The 17,158-nt window shown below is 68.0% G+C and carries 16 protein-coding genes and 2 pseudogenes; 6 read left to right on the top strand and 12 right to left on the bottom strand.

Going from position 1 to position 17,158, the window contains the following annotated elements:
* Nucleotides 1-79: 79 nt before the first annotated feature.
* Nucleotides 80-1,030 (bottom strand): electron transfer flavoprotein subunit alpha/FixB family protein, encoded by a 951-nt coding sequence (locus ACWDKQ_RS19595; RefSeq protein ID WP_450140166.1) that lies wholly within the window; start codon nucleotides 1,028-1,030, stop codon nucleotides 80-82.
* A 34-nt stretch (nucleotides 1,031-1,064) separates the two neighbouring features.
* Nucleotides 1,065-1,847: an electron transfer flavoprotein subunit beta/FixA family protein gene (locus ACWDKQ_RS19590; protein WP_450140165.1), complete on the bottom strand. Its 783-nt coding sequence runs from the start codon at nucleotides 1,845-1,847 to the stop codon at nucleotides 1,065-1,067.
* Between the two features lie 288 nt (nucleotides 1,848-2,135).
* Here ACWDKQ_RS19590 and ACWDKQ_RS19585 point away from each other — a divergent pair, with 288 nt between their 5' ends.
* Nucleotides 2,136-2,981, top strand: coding sequence for a DegV family protein (locus ACWDKQ_RS19585; protein WP_450140164.1), 846 nt, complete (start codon nucleotides 2,136-2,138; stop codon nucleotides 2,979-2,981).
* Nucleotides 2,982-3,347: 366 nt separating this feature from the next.
* On the opposite strand, the gene hrpA is transcribed toward ACWDKQ_RS19585, so the two are convergent.
* From hrpA to ACWDKQ_RS19565, 4 genes are all read right to left on the bottom strand, one after another.
* A complete protein-coding gene (gene hrpA / locus ACWDKQ_RS19580; protein WP_450140169.1) occupies nucleotides 3,348-7,244 on the bottom strand; it encodes an ATP-dependent RNA helicase HrpA in 3,897 nt (1,298 codons plus the stop codon).
* A 162-nt stretch (nucleotides 7,245-7,406) separates the two neighbouring features.
* A complete protein-coding gene (locus ACWDKQ_RS19575; RefSeq protein ID WP_450140163.1) occupies nucleotides 7,407-8,585 on the bottom strand; it encodes a THUMP-like domain-containing protein in 1,179 nt (392 codons plus the stop codon).
* Between the two features lie 185 nt (nucleotides 8,586-8,770).
* On the bottom strand, nucleotides 8,771-9,553 hold the full coding sequence (locus ACWDKQ_RS19570; protein WP_450140162.1) for an enoyl-CoA hydratase/isomerase family protein: 783 nt from the start codon (nucleotides 9,551-9,553) through the stop codon (nucleotides 8,771-8,773).
* 77 nt (nucleotides 9,554-9,630) lie between these two features.
* Nucleotides 9,631-10,398 (bottom strand): ABC transporter ATP-binding protein, encoded by a 768-nt coding sequence (locus ACWDKQ_RS19565; RefSeq protein ID WP_450140168.1) that lies wholly within the window; start codon nucleotides 10,396-10,398, stop codon nucleotides 9,631-9,633.
* A gap of 481 nt (nucleotides 10,399-10,879) precedes the next feature.
* Here ACWDKQ_RS19565 and ACWDKQ_RS19560 point away from each other — a divergent pair, with 481 nt between their 5' ends.
* From ACWDKQ_RS19560 to ACWDKQ_RS19550, 3 genes are all read left to right on the top strand, one after another.
* Complete coding sequence (locus ACWDKQ_RS19560) at nucleotides 10,880-11,509, top strand: cysteine dioxygenase (protein ID WP_450140161.1); 630 nt, start codon at nucleotides 10,880-10,882, stop codon at nucleotides 11,507-11,509.
* Nucleotides 11,506-11,931: a rhodanese-like domain-containing protein gene (locus ACWDKQ_RS19555; protein ID WP_450140160.1), complete on the top strand. Its 426-nt coding sequence runs from the start codon at nucleotides 11,506-11,508 to the stop codon at nucleotides 11,929-11,931. Before ACWDKQ_RS19560 ends, ACWDKQ_RS19555 begins: the two co-directional genes overlap by 4 nt.
* Before the next feature lie 542 nt (nucleotides 11,932-12,473).
* Nucleotides 12,474-13,598: a hypothetical protein gene (locus ACWDKQ_RS19550; RefSeq protein ID WP_450140159.1), complete on the top strand. Its 1,125-nt coding sequence runs from the start codon at nucleotides 12,474-12,476 to the stop codon at nucleotides 13,596-13,598.
* A gap of 10 nt (nucleotides 13,599-13,608) precedes the next feature.
* On the opposite strand, the gene ACWDKQ_RS19545 is transcribed toward ACWDKQ_RS19550, so the two are convergent.
* Nucleotides 13,609-13,971: a zinc-binding dehydrogenase gene (locus tag ACWDKQ_RS19545; RefSeq protein ID WP_450140158.1), complete on the bottom strand. Its 363-nt coding sequence runs from the start codon at nucleotides 13,969-13,971 to the stop codon at nucleotides 13,609-13,611.
* 34 nt (nucleotides 13,972-14,005) lie between these two features.
* Here ACWDKQ_RS19545 and ACWDKQ_RS19540 point away from each other — a divergent pair, with 34 nt between their 5' ends.
* The gene (locus ACWDKQ_RS19540; protein ID WP_450140157.1) at nucleotides 14,006-14,167 is read left to right on the top strand and encodes a hypothetical protein; all 162 of its coding nucleotides are present in this window, start codon (nucleotides 14,006-14,008) and stop codon (nucleotides 14,165-14,167) included.
* A gap of 14 nt (nucleotides 14,168-14,181) precedes the next feature.
* Nucleotides 14,182-14,895, top strand: a pseudogene (locus tag ACWDKQ_RS19535) (GlxA family transcriptional regulator); the annotation flags it as partial.
* Nucleotides 14,896-14,965: 70 nt separating this feature from the next.
* On the opposite strand, the gene ACWDKQ_RS19530 reads toward ACWDKQ_RS19535, so the two are convergent.
* The 5 genes and pseudogenes from ACWDKQ_RS19530 to ACWDKQ_RS19510 all read right to left on the bottom strand — a co-directional run bounded on the left by ACWDKQ_RS19530 (nucleotide 14,966) and on the right by ACWDKQ_RS19510 (nucleotide 17,103).
* On the bottom strand, nucleotides 14,966-15,631 hold the full coding sequence (locus tag ACWDKQ_RS19530) for an HNH endonuclease (RefSeq protein WP_450140156.1): 666 nt from the start codon (nucleotides 15,629-15,631) through the stop codon (nucleotides 14,966-14,968).
* A 151-nt stretch (nucleotides 15,632-15,782) separates the two neighbouring features.
* Nucleotides 15,783-16,355 (bottom strand): TetR family transcriptional regulator, encoded by a 573-nt coding sequence (locus ACWDKQ_RS19525; RefSeq protein WP_450140155.1) that lies wholly within the window; start codon nucleotides 16,353-16,355, stop codon nucleotides 15,783-15,785.
* A gap of 87 nt (nucleotides 16,356-16,442) precedes the next feature.
* Nucleotides 16,443-16,709, bottom strand: coding sequence for a mycothiol transferase (locus ACWDKQ_RS19520; protein WP_450140154.1), 267 nt, complete (start codon nucleotides 16,707-16,709; stop codon nucleotides 16,443-16,445).
* Between the two features lies 1 nt (nucleotide 16,710).
* Nucleotides 16,711-16,842 (bottom strand): annotated as a pseudogene (locus ACWDKQ_RS19515) (mycothiol transferase); the annotation flags it as partial.
* A gap of 96 nt (nucleotides 16,843-16,938) precedes the next feature.
* The gene (locus ACWDKQ_RS19510) at nucleotides 16,939-17,103 is read right to left on the bottom strand and encodes a hypothetical protein (RefSeq protein ID WP_450140153.1); all 165 of its coding nucleotides are present in this window, start codon (nucleotides 17,101-17,103) and stop codon (nucleotides 16,939-16,941) included.
* Nucleotides 17,104-17,158: the final 55 nt, after the last annotated feature.

The raw sequence follows: 17,158 nt of genomic DNA, 5'->3' as shown, positions 1-17,158 counted from the left end.
GACCGTCCGAATTCCAATGATGCGAACTAGAACTACCACAGTTCGAATCATCGCCTTCCGCGTCGGATCAGCTCGGGGCTCAGCCCCTGCGCTTGGTGATTTCCTCGGTGAGCTGCGGGGCTACCTTGAACAGGTCACCGACGATGCCGAAGTCGGCTATCTCGAAGATCGGGGCCTCGGGGTCCTTGTTCACCGCGACGATCGTTTTGGAGGTCTGCATACCTGCCCGGTGCTGGATCGCACCGGAGATGCCCAACGCGATGTACAGCTGCGGGGACACGGTCTTACCGGTCTGCCCGACCTGGAACTGGTGCGGGTAGTAACCGGAGTCCACCGCCGCACGCGACGCGCCCACCGCGGCACCCAGGCTGTCGGCGAGCTTCTCCACGACCTCGAACGACTCCGCCGAACCAATACCACGGCCACCGGAGACCACGATCGAGGCCTCGGTGAGCTCCGGGCGGTCCCCGGCCTCGGCGGGTTGCCGACCGGTGATCTTCGCACCCGTAGCGGCCGGAACCTCCACCGACTCGACCGCAGCCGCGCCGGCGGCCTGCTCGGGCTCGATCGCACCCGGCAGCACCGTGACGATCGGCGTGCCCTTGGTGACCTTCGCCTTGGCGTCGTAGGCGCCACCGAATAGCGAGTGCGACCCCACACCGTCGGCGTCGAGGTCCACGACCTCCGACAGCAGGCCCGAACCGATGCGGATCGCCAGCCGCCCGGCGATCTCCTTGCCGTCGATCGACGCCGCTACAAGCACCGCCGCCGGGCTGGCGCTGCCAACGAGGTTGGCCAGCACGTCCACCTGCGGGGTCACCAGGAACTCCGCGGCCTGCGCGGACTCCGCCGCATACACCTTCGCCGCGCCGTAAGCGGCCAGCGCATCGGTCAGCTTCCCCGCGGTACCCGGCTCGCCCATCACGACCGCGGACGGCTCACCCAACCGACGCGCCGCCGTCAGCAGCTCGTAAGTGACCTTCTTGACCTCGCCGTCCACGTGATCGACGAGGACCAGAACCTCAGCCATGAATCAATGCCTCCTCGAAAACCGTGAACGACCCTCAGAGCAGCTTCTCGCCGGCCAGGAACTCGGCAACCTGCACGCCACCTTCGCCCTCGTCGGCGACCTTCACACCACCGGACTTCGGCGGCTTCGGCGCCGACTCCACCACCTGCGAACCGGCGCTGGTCAGCCCCACCTCGCCCGCGTCGATACCGGCATCCACCAGCGACAACACCGACACCGGCTTCTTTTTAGCGGCCATGATGCCCTTGAACGACGGGTACCGCGGCTCGTTGATCTTCTCCGTCACCGACACCACCGCCGGCAACGCCGCCTCGACGTTCAGGATCCCCGCGTCGGTCTCCCGCTCGATCTTCACGCTCGAGCCGTCGGTCTCGACCTTGCGGGCGAAGGTCAGCTGCGGCCAGCCCAGCACCTCGGCCACCATCGCCGGCACCGCACCGGTGCGGCCATCCGTGGCCTCGTTACCGGCGATCACCAGATCAACACCCTCGACAGTGCCGATCACCTTCGCCAGCGCACGCGCGGTCGACGGCGCATCCGTGCCGTGCAGCGCCTCGTCCGAGAGGTGCACCGCCTTGTCTGCACCCATCGACAGCGCCTTGCGGATCGCATCCGAGGCACGCTCCGGGCCCATGCACACGACAGTCACCTCGCCACCCTGGGCCTCCTTGATCAACAGCGCTTCTTCCACCGCGCGCTCGTTGATCTCATCCAACACCGCATCGGCCGACGCGCGGTCCAGGGTGTGATCCGCAGCAGACAGCTTCCGCTCGGAATACGTGTCGGGCACCTGCTTGACCAGGACGACGATGTTCATGGGCCCTCTTCGACCTCCTGCGGACAGACGACGCTCGCTGGTCCTCCAGCGGCTTTGCTTGCGGACCCGGCACTGTACAGTCCGAGTAAGTTGACCCTGCCACGTCGTTGTGCGAAAAGCACAGTGACTCCGGCCACCCAAAATATTACTAGTCGGTAGTGCCGATACAACCAGGCCCTGCACGTGACGGTAGTCACCCCCGCAGGCGTCGAATTCGCCCGGTTGCCGTGACGACATTTCCGCCGGAGCAGATGTACCGAGTCCCTACCAATTAGTAGCCTGGCCCGCATGAGGCAACGCGTCGCCATCGTGACCGACTCGACGGCTTCCATTCCGCACGACGCCGCCGAAGGGCTGGGCATCTCCGTGGTCCAACTGGAACTCAAGGTCGGCGACGAGCAGAACGACGAGCGTCGGGTGCCGCACCCGACGCTGGCCCAGGCGATGCGCGACGGCATCCCGGTGGAGACCGGCGAACCGCCACCACCGGCCTTCTACTGGAACTACACGGACGCCGCCGCCTCCGGCGCCGAAGCGATCATCTCCATCCACATCTCGGAGGGCCTGTCCCGCACCTGTGAGTCCGCCCGCAGCGCGGCCGCCGAAATCGGCATCCCCGTCTATGTGGTCGACTCCCGGCTGGTCGGCCTGGGCCTGGGCTTCCCGGTGATGGCCGCGGCCGAGGCCGCCGTCGCCGGCGCGACCCCGCAGGGCGTGATGAGCGTGCTGGATCGGCGCCTGCGCACCACCACACAGCTGCTCTACGTCGACACCCTGGAGTACTTGCAGCGCGGCGGCCGCATCGGGCGAGCCCAGGCCCGGCTCGGCCAGGCGCTGTCGATCAAGCCGGTGCTCGTCCTCAAGGAAGGCATCATCGACCAGCTAGCGAAGGCCATCGGACCTGACCGGGCTCTCAAGAAGGTGGTCGCGAACGCGGTCCAGCGATCCGGAAACGGCCCGGTCGACATCGGTGTCGAGCACTTCCAGTTCGCCGATCGCGCCCAGCGCTTGCTTGACGACCTGCGCTCGCAACTTCCCCAGGTCCGCCGCATCACGCTTGAAGAAACGAGCGCGGTCCTTGGCGCGCACGTCGGGCCCGGCGCCCTAGGCGTGACGGTCTCCCCCGCCACCTGAGCGGCAAAGCTGCACTGCGCTGCGTTCGCCGGACGACGGTGAGTGTGGAGCTTTTCCCCATCCTCAAAAGATTTGGTCGAGGACCCGCTTGAGGTGCCGATTCCCGCGCCTTTCCAGCGGGTTCCACCCCGTCGAGTGATGCGAACGGTTGTTCGAGCGCGAATACTCGATGTTGGGCGGTTCGAAGCGCGCCAGTTCTCCAAGCATGCGGCTCGGAGCAAATAGCGCTTCGGAAGCACCGAACACGGCCATCCGCCGCGGTGTTCGCCCGACATACCAACCCGAACCAGGAAGGGGTCAGTCATGCAGGTCTCGACCGTGCTCAAGTGGTTGTCCAACTCGTCGACCGTGGCGACGAGCGCCGGATCAGCGCTCCAACTTGTCCATCGCGCGGTGGATGCGCTTCACCGACACCGGCTGCGACGTGCCGAGCGTCTGCGCGAACAGGCTCACCCGCAACTCCTCGATGAGCCATCCAATGCTCCGCAACGCCTCGCTCGGGGAACGCCCCTGTGGCACCTCGGCCAAAAGATCCCGAAAGCGCTGCTGGACCTCGTCCACTTGGAACATCCAGTCCCGGTCGCGCTGCGGGTGGTACTGGAGCTTGTCCAGCCGCTGCTCGATCGCCCGCAGGTAGCGCGCCAGATCGGACAGCCGCGCGAAGCCCGTTTCGGTCACGAAGCCGGGATGCAGCAGCCCGTCCAGCTGGGCGCGGATGTCGGAGATCGCGTCGGCGTGCAACCCTGCGGGCTGGTCGGCCAACAACGCCTCCACCCGCTGCGCCGCCACCAAGACATGCTCCACTTCGGACACCGCGTCGACTGTGACCCCACCCAGCCGTGCCCGCACCTTGTTCTGGAGGGAGTCGAAAGCTGCCTCGTCCCACACCGGCCCGCCGTTGTCCACCATCAGCTTGTCGACGGCGCAGCTCACGCAGTCGTCGAGCACGGCTGCGAGGTCGCCGTACCGGCTGCTGCCCAGCACCAGGCGGGTGGTGCTGCTCATCCCCCGCTGGATGGACTTCACCGGCGACGGGAGATTCAGCAGCAACAGCCGGCGGGTGCCGTCCCACAGCGCGTGTTGCTGTTCCTCTTCGGTGTCGAACATCCGCACCGCGACGCTGTCCCGTTCGTCCACCAACGCCGGGTACGCCTTCACGGCATGCCCAGACCGCTGCCGCTCGAAGGTGCGCGGCAACCGGCCGAAGTCCCAGGAGCGCAACCCGCTCTGCTCGACGTCGTCCGCAGCGGCGGAGATCTCCGCGCGAAGCTTGGGTTTCAGCCGCTGCTTGAGCGGCTCCAGGTCCTTGGACTCGGCGAGCTTGCGCCCCTTGCCGTCCACCACCCGGAAGGTCATCTTCAGGTGGTCGGGCACCCGGTCGAGGTCCCACTCAGAGCGCGGCACCACCACCCCGGTCATGCTCTGGAGCTGCCGCTGCAGGCCGTCCAGCAGCGCGCCGTCCGGCGAGGTCATGCGGGACAGCGCCGCCTTGGCGAAGTCCGGTGCCGGGATGAAGTTCCGGCGCACGGTCTTCGGCAGCGACTTCAGCAGCGCCGTCACGAGTTCCTCGCGCAGGCCCGGGATCTGCCAGTCGAAGCCGTCCGGTTCGATCTGGTTGAGCACAGCCAGCGGGATGTGCACGGTAACCCCGTCGGCGTCGGCACCGGGCTCGAACTGGTAGGACAGCGGCAGCCGGTGACCGTTCTGCGACCAGAAGTCCGGGTAGTCCTGGTCGTTGACCTCTGCCGATTCCCGGTTGATCAACATCGACTTTTCGAAGTTGAGCAGGTCCGGCTGTTCCTCGGCGGTCTTCTTCCACCACGCGTCGAAGTGCCTGCCGGAAGCCACGTCCGCGCCGATTCGCTGGTCGTAGAACTCGAACAGCGTCTCGTCGTCCACCAGGATGTCGCGCCGCCTGGCACGCTCTTCGAGGTCCTCGACCTCGTCGAGCATCGCCCGGTTCTCGTGGAAGAACGCGTGCCGGGTGTCCCAGTCGCCCTCCACCAGCGCGTGCCGGATGAACAGCTCGCGGCTCAGCTCCGGATCGATGCGCCCGTAGTTGACCTTGCGGCCGACCACGAGCGGCACGCCGTAGAGGGTGACCCGTTCGGCGGCGATCACCGCGGCGCGGTCCTTCTCCCAGTGCGGCTCGCTATAACTGCGCTTGACCAGGTGCTGCGCGAGTTGTTCCACCCACTCCGGCTCGATGCGAGCGGCGATGCGCGCCCAGAGGCGGGAGGTCTCCACCAGTTCCGCGGCCATCACCCAGCGCGGCGGCTTCTTGAACAGCGACGACCCGGGGAACACGGCGAACCGGGCGTTGCGCGCGCCCTGGTATTCGTTCGAACCGCGCCCGGGCGGCCTCGACTTCTTCTCTGTCTTCTTCTCCACATCCTTGAGACCGATGTGCGACAGCAGACCGGCCAGCACCGACTGGTGGATCCGCGCCGCGTCGACGTCCTGGTCGCCGAGGGTCATGCCCATCGACTTGACCATCTGCAGCAGCTGGCCGTAAAGGTCCTGCCACTCGCGAACCCGCAGGTAGTTGAGGAAGTCGGTCCGGCACAGCTTCCGGAACTGGTTGGACGACAGTTCCTTCTGCTGGGTGCGCAGGTACCGCCACATGCTGAGGTAGGCGAGGAAGTCGGACTCTGCGTCCTTGTCGACGAACCGCGCGTGCTTCTGGTCGGCGGCCTGCTGCTTTTCCGCCGGTCGTTCGCGGGGGTCCTGAATGGACAGCGCGGCGGCGATGACGAGCACGTCGCGCACGCAGCCGTTGCGGTCCGCTTCGAGGACCATTCGGGCCAGCCGCGGGTCGATCGGCAGCTGGGCGAGCTTGCGGCCGATCGGGGTCAGTCGCTTGTGCAGCTCGGTCTTCGAACGGTCCAGCGCGCCGAGTTCGTGGAGCAGGTTGACACCGTCGGTGATCTGGCGGCGATCCGGCGGCTCCAGGAACGGGAACGACTCGATCTCGCCCAGCCCCAGCGAGGTCATCTGCAGGATGACCGAGGCCAGGTGGGTGCGCAGGATCTCCGGATCGGTGAACTCGGGGCGGGACTCGAAGTCCTCCTCGGAGTACAGCCGGATGCAGATGCCTTCGGAAACCCGGCCGCAGCGGCCCTTCCGCTGGTTCGCCGACGCCTGCGAGACCGGTTCGATGGGCAGGCGCTGCACCTTCGTCCGAAAGCTGTACCGGGAGATGCGGGCGGTGCCGGGGTCGATGACGTACTTGATGCCGGGCACCGTCAGCGAGGTCTCGGCCACATTGGTGGACAACACGACCCGCCGGCCGCTGTGCGGCTGGAACACGCGGTGCTGCTCAGCGGCCGTCAGCCGCGCGTACAGCGGCAGCACCTCGGTGTTGCGCAGGTTCTGCTGCTTCAGGGCGTCGGCGGCGTCCCGGATCTCCCGTTCACCGCTGAGGAAGACCAGAATGTCGCCCGGCCCCTCCGCGCAGAGCTCGACCACCGCGTCGCAGATGGCCTCCGTCTGGTCCCGCACCACATCCTCGGTCTCATCCGAGTCGTCCAGCAGCGGCCGGTACCGCACCTCGACGGGATAGGTGCGCCCGGAGACCTCGATCACCGGCGCGTCGTCGAAATGCCGCGAAAAGCGCTCCGGGTCAATGGTGGCCGAGGTGATAATCACCTTGAGGTCGGGGCGGCGCGGCAGCAGCTGCTTGAGGTAGCCGAGGACGAAGTCGATGTTCAGGCTGCGTTCGTGGGCCTCGTCGATGATCAGCGTGTCGTAGCGCCGCAGCAGCCGGTCGTGCTGGATCTCGGCCAGCAGGATGCCGTCGGTCATCAGCTTGACCAAGGTGCCGACGCCGGCTCGCTCGGTGAAGCGCACCTGGTAGCCGATGGTACTGCCGAGCTCGGTGTCGAGCTCCTCGGCGACGCGTTCGGCGACGGTTCGGGCGGCCAGCCGCCTGGGTTGGGTATGACCGATCATGCCCCGTATGCCGCGGCCCAGCTCCAGGCACATCTTCGGCAGCTGCGTCGTCTTGCCGGAGCCGGTCTCGCCGGCGACGATGACGACCTGGTTGTCGCGGATCGCCGCGAGCAGGTCGTCCCGGCGTTGGCTGACCGGCAGCGCCTCGGGATAGCTGATCTTGGGCACGTTGCCCCGGCGCTGCTCGACACGCCGCTCCGCGGCCTCGATCTCGCCGGCGATCTCGGCCGTCACGGCCCGCAGTGCCTCCGGATCGCGGATCTTTCGGGCTCCCTCGATGCGACGACGCAGCCGACGCTGGTCATGCAGCATCAGCTCGGGCAACCGTTCTCGCAGATCGACGAGCGGAGATTCAACAGACGACGTACCCATACTCCGTCCAAGCATAGAGAAGGCGTTGCGTCGGCTGCCTCTGGTTTTCGCCGCGCCCACGGCACGCACACCTGGAAGGGGAAATCGAGTGACCCAAGGCACTCAGACCCGCTGGGCGTGGCACAGGTATGCCATTGCGGAGTCGCCGACCCGGGTCAGCACCGCGGTCGCTTCCTGCGTGCCCTTCAGCTTCAGCCGGCGGCGCAGCGCGTCCGGGTCCACGTCGAGACCGCGGACGAGGATCTCCAACCTGCCCACGTCGTGGCTGCGCAGCAGCGCGCGCAGCGACTTCTCGCCGTACCGACCGTGGTCGAAGACCCGGAAGGCTCGAACCCCCGGCGGCGGCTCGTCGCTCGTCAGATAGGCGATGTGCGGGTCGAGCTGGGCGAGCCCGTGCCGCGCGGCGTAGTGCCGGACGAGGCCGGCGCGCACCACGGCGCCGTCCGGGTCGACGATCCACTGCCGAACTTCGACGGCTGGGCAGTCGTCCGGCTCCGCATCGGTGATAGTCCAGCCGGTGCCGTCCCGCCGCAGCACCGTCGCCCGGCGCCGAACGTCGCGGTCAGCCAGCCCTCCGAACCACAGCGCGGCTTCCCGGACCTGACCGGCCAGGGACACCACCTCTGCCTCGGCGCTGTCCGGGACCGCCGCGAAGTCCAGCCCCGGTGCGCACTTCACCACGAGGTCGCGTCGGGCGTACACATCGAGCAGGTCGTCCATCGGTGGGACGAGGTCCGCCGGGTTCCAGCGCCGCCTACCTGCGTCGTCCCGGCGCGCCGGGTCCGCGACCACGGCCGTGCCCCGGGTCACCGGGCGCAATGCGTCGGCCTCCGCGAGCACCGCCGACCGCCCAGAAACCGCGAGGTTGTGCTGGGCCATCAACAACCGAACATGATCGAGGTCGGAGCCGACGCAGCGCGCCGCGACGGCGGTCAGTGCAACCAGGTCCGCGCCGATGGAACAGGTCACGTCGTGCACGTCGCGCCCGGCCAACCGCTGCGCGCGATGCCTGGCCACCACGCTGGCCGTCGCCTGCTGCAACGCCGCGTCGGTGAACAGCCAATCCGCGCAATCATCCAATTTGGACACGGCTCGACGCCGCAGCACGGCCGTCTCCAACGCGGCGGCCGAGAACCGTTCACCGACGAGCTTGCGGGCGGCGGCGACGTCTTTGAGCCGCGTCGAGCTGGTCAACGCGAGCCCGGAGAGCTCGGCGACGGCGTCCCGACCGGCCGCCGAGCGCAGGAAGACCACGTCCTCCGAATCGAAGCTGTACCCCACCAGAACTCCTCAACACCGCTGCCGGAACCATGCTCCGGCAGCGAAGCCGCAGGACGAGCTGGTGGGGCGAGCTGTCACGATCCGTTCCGTCCAGGCCTGAAGTGCCTGTTGTCGAACTCCTCTTCGTCTTCGGAGCGCCGCCACCCGCACCGCCACGAAAGAGGAGTTCGGCAGACATTACCCGATCAGTTCCCGGTGAACTTGGCTTTGCCCGGGCCCTTCTCAATGAACGAGCGCATCCCGATCTTCTGGTCTTCGGTGGCGAAGGTGCCCGCGAAAAGGTGGGTCTCCAGCTTCAGCCCGGTGTCCAGGTCGACGTTCAGCCCACCGTCGATCGCCGCCTTGGCCGCGGCTAGTGCGCGAGCCGCACCGCCGGTGAACTGCTCGGCCCAGCACCGCGCCGCCGCGTACACCTCGTCGGGCGCCACGACCTCGTCGATCATGCCCAGTGACAGCGCTTCCTTGGCGTCGACGAAACGCCCGGTGTAGACGATGTCCTTCGCCTTGCTGGGCCCGATCAGGCGGGCGAGCCGCTGCGTGCCGCCCGCGCCGGGAATCACACCCAGCAGGATCTCGGGCTGGCCGACCTTGACGTTCTCCCCTGCGATGCGCCGATCGCAGCTCAACGCCAGCTCGAAACCGCCGCCGAGGGCGTACCCGGTCAGGGCGGCCACGGTCGGTTTTGGGATGGCGGCGACGTGGCTCATCGCGTCCGACAGGCCGCGCTCCTCCTTGCGGGCCATGTCGGCGTAGGACATCTCGGCCATCTCCTTGATGTCCGCGCCCGCCGCGAAGACCTTTTCACCGCCGTAAACGATCACGGCCCGAACGTCGGAGCGCTCGGCGGCCTCAATCGCGGCGTCACGCAGCTCCGTCTCGATCTGCCGGTTCAACGCGTTCATCGGCGGCCGATCCAGCCGGATCGTCCCGATCGCGCCATCCACCTCAAGCCTGACGAACTCGCCCACGCAGCAACCTCCTCGTCGAACCGCCACCTCGCGGGCAGGCTATCGCGCACCACCCCGGACATGCTGTGTCGCGGATCTCAGCCGCGCCGCCGGGCGAAGAACCGGTCGCCGCTGCGCTGCAGTTCAAGGTCTTGGTCGAAGGTCTTGGACAGGTTGTCCTCGGTGAGCACATCGTCGAGCAGGCCTTGCGCGACGATGTTCCCCTCACGCAGGAGCAGGCCATGGGTGAAGCCCGGAGGAATCTCCTCGACGTGGTGGGTGACCAGCACCGACGCGGGCGCGTCCGGGTCCATGGCCAGCGCGGACAACCGCGCCACCAGATCCTCCCGGCCGCCCAGGTCCAGCCCCGCAGCCGGCTCGTCCAGCAGCAGCAGCTCGGGATCGGTCATCAGGGCCCGCGCGATGGTGGTGCGCTTGCGCTCCCCCTCGGACAACGTCGCGTACTCGCGGTCGGCCAGGTGCGCCACGCCGAGGATGTCGAGCAGTTCGGCGGCGCGGTCGGTATCCATCGCGTCGTATTCCTCGCGCCACCGGCCGAGCACCGAATATCCGGCGCTGACCACGACATCGCGGACCAGTTCGTCGCCGGGGATGCGGGCAGCCAGAGCCGCCGAGCACAGGCCGATGCGGGTCCGGAGGTCGAACACGTTGGTCTTGCCGAGCCGTTCGCCGAGCACATCGACGCTGCCCTCACTCGGGTGCATCTCGGTGCTGGCCATCTTCAGCAGCGTCGTCTTGCCAGCCCCGTTGGGGCCGAGCACCACCCAGCGCTCGTCGAGCTCCACCGACCAATTCACGTCGGCCACCAGCGTGGTCTTGCCCCGCCGAACACCGACGCCATCCATCCGGATGACCAGGTCGTCCACGTCTACCTCCCAGCCGTGACTGACCGCAGCGCCGCGGCGACGCGCAGGCGGTTCGTCTCCGTCCGGACCGCCGCAGGTATCCGGCAGGTCCCTCCGAGGCCCCATTGTTCCGCCTGCACCTGCGGCGGCTGCGGCCGGGAGCACCCTGCGCCCACCTGCCCCGAAGGCCCCGGTCGGGTGACGATCATCGGGCGCCCAGATACCGGGACGATCGCGATCGTGCTCGCATTGCGGCCCGGCCCATGCCACGATCAGCGACGTGTCCGATTCGTTGCTCACCCGCGATCGCGTGATCGACCTGTTCCTGGTCGTCACTTCCGCCTGTCGCTGAAGCGGTCTGCTCCGCCTTTCCAGGCTCTCATCGCGCGGTCCGACGAATCCATCAACTGAAGCACGCCCCTGCCTCGGCAGGGCGTGCGCGTCGTGCCGTGCTCACCGCAAGACGAACTTGGAGACACGCATGAGCGCTGTGCGACAGCACCCGTCCAACGCCAACCAACTTTCCGAGTACACCCCGACCGAACAGGTTTCCGAGCCAGGTGCGGTGGAACTGCACCCCGGGCTCGACCTGCCGTTGCTGCACGACCTAATCCGCCCCGACCACCTTTTGTGGACGCCGCGCGAGCTGCGCGACCTCACCAGCCTGGTCGCGTCCGAACTGACCGGCCCATTGCTCGACGTCGTGCGCATCGACGACGAACGGCGATGGTGGGCGAAGCTCAGCCTGACCGCGGGCGTCGAGTTGTGGCTGCTGTCGTGGGCTCCCGGCCAGGGCACCCGACCACACGACCACGGCGGCGCGTCCGGCTCGTTCTCCGTGCTGTTCGGCGAGCTTCGGGAGGACTACCGGTATCCAGCGGGCCCGATCCGCACCACGCACCACGACGTCGGCTCTGGCGTCGGCTTCGGCAGCGGGCGCGCGCACCAGGTCCGCAACGTCAGCTCGGTGAACTCGGCGAGTGTGCACGCATATTCGCCACCGCTGCTGCCGGTCCGCTATTACGCGGATCTGGCTGACGTGCCACCAGTCCCGCCGCAACGACCGCACGTTGCGCAAACGCGCGCACCACACCCGAAGGAGCTCGGATGACCGCGATCCCGACGCAACGACAGGACAGCATCACGGCCGGCCCGTTCGGCATCGAGCACCTGCTGGCCGACTCGCGTGCGAAGTTGGCCCGGGTCTCCCCGCAGGAAGCGCTCGCGTTGCAGCAGGAAGGCGGCCTGATCATCGACATCCGGCCGCAGTCCGACCGGCTTGCCGAAGGCGAGATCCCGGGTGCGCTGACTGTGGAGCGGATCGTTCTGGAGTGGCGCCTGGACCCGGCCGGCGGCCACCGCCTGAACGGCCTGCACCCCGACCGCCCGGTCGTCCTGGTGTGCAACGAGGGCTACGCCTCCAGCCTCGCCGCCGCCCAGGCGAAGACGCTCGGCCTGTCCAAAGCCACCGACCTCGCCGGCGGCTTCCGGGCCTGGAAAGCAGCAGGCCTACCGGTTACCACCAACGCCTGACGCCCCGCACACCCACCGTGAGCAAGGGGACCTTCCTGCCACCCGTGACAGGAAGGTTCCCTTCCTCACACCAGCCGCCGCGGTCAATGACAGGAACGTTCCCTTCCTCACGCCAGCCGCCGAGGCGCACCGATGAGGCGCAAGACGATTACCGGTACCGGGGCCCACTGTGGACCGGACAGCGACGAGCACGATCTGCGCCCCGGGAGCCTGATGTGCCCCGAGCTGCCGGTGGCGGCAAACCGCGCAGCCACAAGAGTCGACTGTGGACGTGAAACTAGATCAACGATCGCGGGAATTCGGGAATTCCCAGCGGCGCCGACACGCAGTAGATCAAATCGGGCACCTCCCCCGGCCTGGCAATGTGCCGCCTCGTCAGCAACGCGCAACTCCTGGTCAGGGCCCCTAAGCACGTCGCGGTGCCTCAGCGCCCGACTGCACTCCCGGTCGGCGACCTGCCCAAACGGCACATCGGGCGCGGCCTGGTCCCGTACGCTTCCATCCTTGTGCGAGCTCAGAATCTTTTGTTCCGCCCTTGGGTCGTGACCGCCATCGTGGGCGCGGTCGCAGTAACGGCCGTGGAACTGGTCGCGGGCACTGGCCCGGGCGGCACCGCCGTCGGCTGGCTCGGTTCCCTAGCCGGGGTGATCTTGCTGCCGATGGCTACCCAGCTGGGTTTGCTCGTGGGCTCGGTGATTTTCGGGCTGCGGGTCCGGCAGGTGGTGTTCGGCGCGATGCGGGAGGTCGCGTCGTGGCGGATCGGCCGGGTGACCTTCACGATCCGCTGGCTGCCGGTTACGTTGCGTTCGCAGATCGGTCCGTGGTGTTCCCCGGTGATCCTGCGTTGCTGGCTGGCGGGCCTGCTGTCGGCGCTAGTCGGCGTCGCCGTCGTCGTGGTCGGCTGGTTGCTCGCCGCCGGTCCTTTCGGCCGCGGTTTCATGCTCGCCACAACGCCGCTCATGCTCTACAAGTTGTGGCCGAGGCGGGTTCCGCTGACCACCTCGACCGGCTGGTTGCTCTTCTCTCTGCCGCGCATGCGCGACCCCGAACGCGCCGATTTCCTCGCCGCACCGATGACCGCCCGCGTTTTCGAGGCGCTGCGCGAAGGCGCCATCGAACGCGCGCAGACGCATGCTGATGAACTCGCCACGAAGTACCCGGGTTTGAACGCCACGATCTCTTGCCAGGCCGCCGTGATGGAGTCTCGCGGCGAATACGCGCCGGGGGTTCTGCTGATACTGAAGTTCCTGTCGGAGAAAGACGAACTCCCACCGCGCAAGATGTCCTACGTGCTGGCGGGCCTCGCGGGCCTCGGTTTCAAGGCTGTGGAAGCCGGTCAGCTGCCTGCGGAAACCTTGCTGCCGACCGCGAAGAAGGCCCTCGACGACGCGATCCGGCTCGGCTTCCCGGAGTTCGAGCTCAGCGGTGCGAGCGGACTGCTCGCGCTGATCGAGGGCGAAGCGGATCGCGCCGTCCGCCTCGCCACGACCGGCGCCGACTACAACCACTCACCACTATCCCGCGCCGACGACCTCGTCACGCTCGCCCGCGCACACATGGCGTGCCACGACAACGCCGCCGCGCGGATCGCGTTGGCCAAGGCCGAGGAGTTGGCCCCGTGGTCGCCGAGGGTCGTCGAGACCCGCGAGCGGCTTTCCGTGGCGTGATCGCGCTGCATCACTCCACCGAAAGCACCAGTTTCCCGGTGGCGCGGTTGGTTTCGCCGAGGGCGTGCGCTTTGGCCGCCTCCGCCAGCGGGAACACACCGGCGATCTCCGCATACAGTCGTCCGGATTCGACGAGTTCGACGACCGCGCGCATGCCCGCCTGATCGGCCTCGACGAGCATCAGCTCCACCCGCGCTCCAAGCCGTTCCGCCTCGGAGGCGATCGTCTCCCGCCCGAACGGCAGGATGGATACCAGGACTCCACCGCGCCTGAGAGTCCGCAGGGAACGGGCGCGGGTGTCGTCCGCGATGGTGTCCAGCACGGCATCTACATCGCTGACGACGTCCGCGAAATCGACCTCCCGGTAGTCCATCAGATCGTCAGCGCCCCAGGCCTCGCAGGAATTCGTGCTTACCCGCGCTGGCCGTCGCGATCACGTGCGCACCTCGCGCCTTGGCGATCTGCACGGCGAAGTCGCCGACCCCACCAGCGGCCGCGTGGATCAGGACACGTTGCCCGGACTGCAACTGCGCGCGGCCGACACCGTCGTGATCCGCCGTACGACTTGACCAAGATCGCCGCAGAACTCACGCAGCCGGTGGCCGACGCCTTAGCACTGATCCGCCCGGGCACCCGCATAGTTTCCATCTGCACGGGCGCGTTCGTCCTCGCCGCGGCCGGAATGCTCGACGGCCGGCCGGCAACCACGCACTGGTGCTTGGTCAAGCCGTTTCGGGCGGATGTACCCCGCCATGCGGCTGGACCCGGACGTGCTCTTCATCGACGACGGCGACGTGCTGATCTCCGCGGGCGCGGCCTTCGGTGTCGACGTGTGCCTGCACATCGTGCGCGCGGACCACGGCAGCGAGGTGGCCAACCAAGTGGCGCGGAAATGCGTTGTGCCGCCGTGGCGCGATGGCGGCCAGGCGCAGTACATCGAGCAGCCGGTCCCCGAACCGTCCGAGAACGGCACCGCGCCGACCAGGGATTGGGCCACCGCGAACCTCCACCTGCCGCTGACGCTGGCCAATCTCGCCGAGCACGCGCGCGTGAGCGGCCGCACGTTCGCCCGGCCGGTTCCGCGACGAGGTGGGGCTCAGCCCCGGCCGGTGGATCATCCAGCAGCGCGTCGCCGGGGCCCGCCACCTGCTGGAATCCAGCGACCTGTCGATTGACCAGATCGCAGATCGCCACGCAGGTCGGCTTCGCGACGGCCGCATCGCTGCGCCAACACCTGCACACCGCGATCGGTGTCTCGCCGCTGGCCTACCGACGCACCTTCCGCGCCAACATCTGACGGCCAGTCGCAGCAGCAAGTTCGCGTTCCGCGCACCGGAAACCGTGGCTCTAACCAACCGGTGAAGTTTTCAGAGGTTCGCGCCCTTCGACTGGTTGCACTGGGCACACAGCAGCTGGAGGTTCTCCTCGGTCGAGCTGCCACCGAGCGCGATCGGGATGATGTGGTCGTACTGGATCTCGAAGTCGGTGCCGCACTGGACGCACCGTCCGCCGTCGCGCTGGAACACCCGCCTCTTGATCTCGCGCGGGATCGCCGGGCGGCGGCCGGGCGAGCGCACATCGGTTTTGAGCAGCAGGTGTGCGCGGTCCAGCCTGGCCTTCTCCTTGCGCTGCCGGTCCCGCACGAGGGCGACGACGTCCTGCGCCGAGTAACCACCCGACTCCCAGTAGAAGGAGCCCTCGAACCACCACCACATCCGGTCGCCGGAGGACGCCACGCGCACCGGCCGGTTCAGCTGCTCGACGCGCATCCCGTCGAGCCGTCGCCGGTCGATGCGCGTCGGCGGGCAGCCGGTGCCGACGAAGAACCACCGGCGGAGGAACAGGAATCCCCGGTCGTGGAAGAAGTCGGCGTTGGCGTCGGGGCGGAGCTGCGTGCTGCTGGTGCCGCGGGGCCGGGCGAACGGGGGCGTCTTCGGCCACCGGCGCTGCCACAGGGACAGCCCCGCGATCACAACGAAGGCCAATGCCGCGAGCAGAACCAGGTTCAGCACCGAATCGACGAAGGCAGCCACTCGAACCCCCAGGTCGCCGGGCGGACCGCGAGGCCCGAAGCACCCAGGAAATTACCGTGCGCGACCGATTCAGCACCGGAATTTCTCAACGACTCCTCTTCAAGATCACGCGGATGGCCCAAGTGCGTTCCGGCCGCGGAAAATCGGGCGATCAGCGGGGTTCGGTGAGGCGCTCGACGGCCTTTCGAGCCGCCGCCCGCACATCCGCCGGCTTCGCGTCGCCGAGCATCATGCGACGCAGTTGCGGCACGGCCAGCGGCCAGCTGATCAAACCGATCGACAGCAGGGCGAGCATCCCGGGATCGAACTCGCCGGTCACGTTGCCGCTTTCCTGGGCGCGACGGACTGCTTCCGCTTGGTGCCGGTAGTGCTCGGCGCGTTCGGACTCGGCGACAACGCCGGTTTCGCCGCGCTCTAGGGCTTCCCACAGCAGCAGGCGCAGCACGTGCGGGTTCGCGACGTGGTAGTCGGCGAGGCGGTCGACGTAGCCGGGCAGGTCGTCGCCGCCCATCGGGATCTCGGCGGCCAGCTCATCCATCGTTCGTTCCAGCACCGCCGAGAACAGCGCGTCCTTGCTGCCGAAGTAGGCGTAGATCAGCTGCTTGTTCGCCTGCGCCTGCTTGGCGATCCGGTCGACGCGCGCACCGGCGATACCGTAGGCAGCGAACTCGGCGATCGCCGCCTCGAAGATCCGGGCTTTGGTGGCTTCGGCGCTGCGGGACACACCCGAACTGTACTCGCCGAACCAACCAACCAGTTGAAAGAGATCACTCCCGTCAGTTTCGACCAACCATCTGGTTGGCGACTCGCATCACTGCCCGGTGGTTCCGTCGATGCGTTCGCGGATCAGGTCGGTACGGCCGTTGTGGCGCGCGTATTCCTCGATCATGTGCGCGCGGACATACTGGAGTGAGACGACCTCGCCGTGGTGTTCGACGGTGACCTCGAGGGATTCGGCGGCGGCCACGATTCGGCGCTGGGACCGCGCGCACTCCCAGCGCCGAATCGTGAAGGCTTCGTCGAATCGGTGGTGCCGACGCCGAAGTCGGCGAACTCGCTCGCCTCCCGTGGCGTCCACGGGCTCGTGCTGTTCTCTCGAGCACGTCCCGGAACCAGCTGCGCTCGACGTCGGCCAAGTGCCGAACCAACCCGAGCAAGGCCGGGTGGGCGCCGTGGGTGAACTTCAACCGCGCACGTCCATCCGACTGCATTCCAGGCGGCGGACCGCTCCCGCGTCACCGACTCCCGCCGACCGAGTCGATGACCGGGCGTGCGTCGGCCGGAGGCGACTCGCCCGGTCGGCCCTCTTACCGGGTGAACAGCACGACGTACGAGTGCATCTCACCGTGCTCGCCGAGCCGTTCGAAAAGGCCCTCCAAGTGCAGCACCGACCTCACCCGGACCTTGAGCATGCCGGGCGGGCATCGAGGCTTCGTGGACGCGGCGGTGTGGGGCGCAACCGCAGTCGCCAACCTCGCCTCCACTGCGGTCCTCGCGGTCGGCGGGTACGCAGCGCTGGGGGGCGGT

This window comes from Saccharopolyspora sp. NPDC000995 (assembly GCF_053599315.1).
Note: the sequence above shows the minus strand (reverse complement) of the source record. Positions and strands in the feature narration are given on the sequence as shown.

Bases quoted from the DNA above. Each gene is read 5' to 3' on its own strand.
- ACWDKQ_RS19595 (WP_450140166.1), bottom strand. From the start codon at position 1,030: ATGGCTGAGGTTCTGGTCCTCGTCGATCACGTGGACGGCGAGGTCAAG.
- ACWDKQ_RS19590 (WP_450140165.1), bottom strand. From the start codon at position 1,847: ATGAACATCGTCGTCCTGGTCAAGCAGGTGCCCGACACGTATTCCGAG.
- ACWDKQ_RS19585 (WP_450140164.1), top strand. From the start codon at position 2,136: ATGAGGCAACGCGTCGCCATCGTGACCGACTCGACGGCTTCCATTCCG.
- hrpA (WP_450140169.1), bottom strand. From the start codon at position 7,244: ATGCTGCATGACCAGCGTCGGCTGCGTCGTCGCATCGAGGGAGCCCGA.
- ACWDKQ_RS19565 (WP_450140168.1), bottom strand. From the start codon at position 10,398: ATGGATGGCGTCGGTGTTCGGCGGGGCAAGACCACGCTGGTGGCCGAC.
- ACWDKQ_RS19560 (WP_450140161.1), top strand. From the start codon at position 10,880: ATGAGCGCTGTGCGACAGCACCCGTCCAACGCCAACCAACTTTCCGAG.
- ACWDKQ_RS19555 (WP_450140160.1), top strand. From the start codon at position 11,506: ATGACCGCGATCCCGACGCAACGACAGGACAGCATCACGGCCGGCCCG.
- ACWDKQ_RS19545 (WP_450140158.1), bottom strand. From the start codon at position 13,971: ATGGACTACCGGGAGGTCGATTTCGCGGACGTCGTCAGCGATGTAGAT.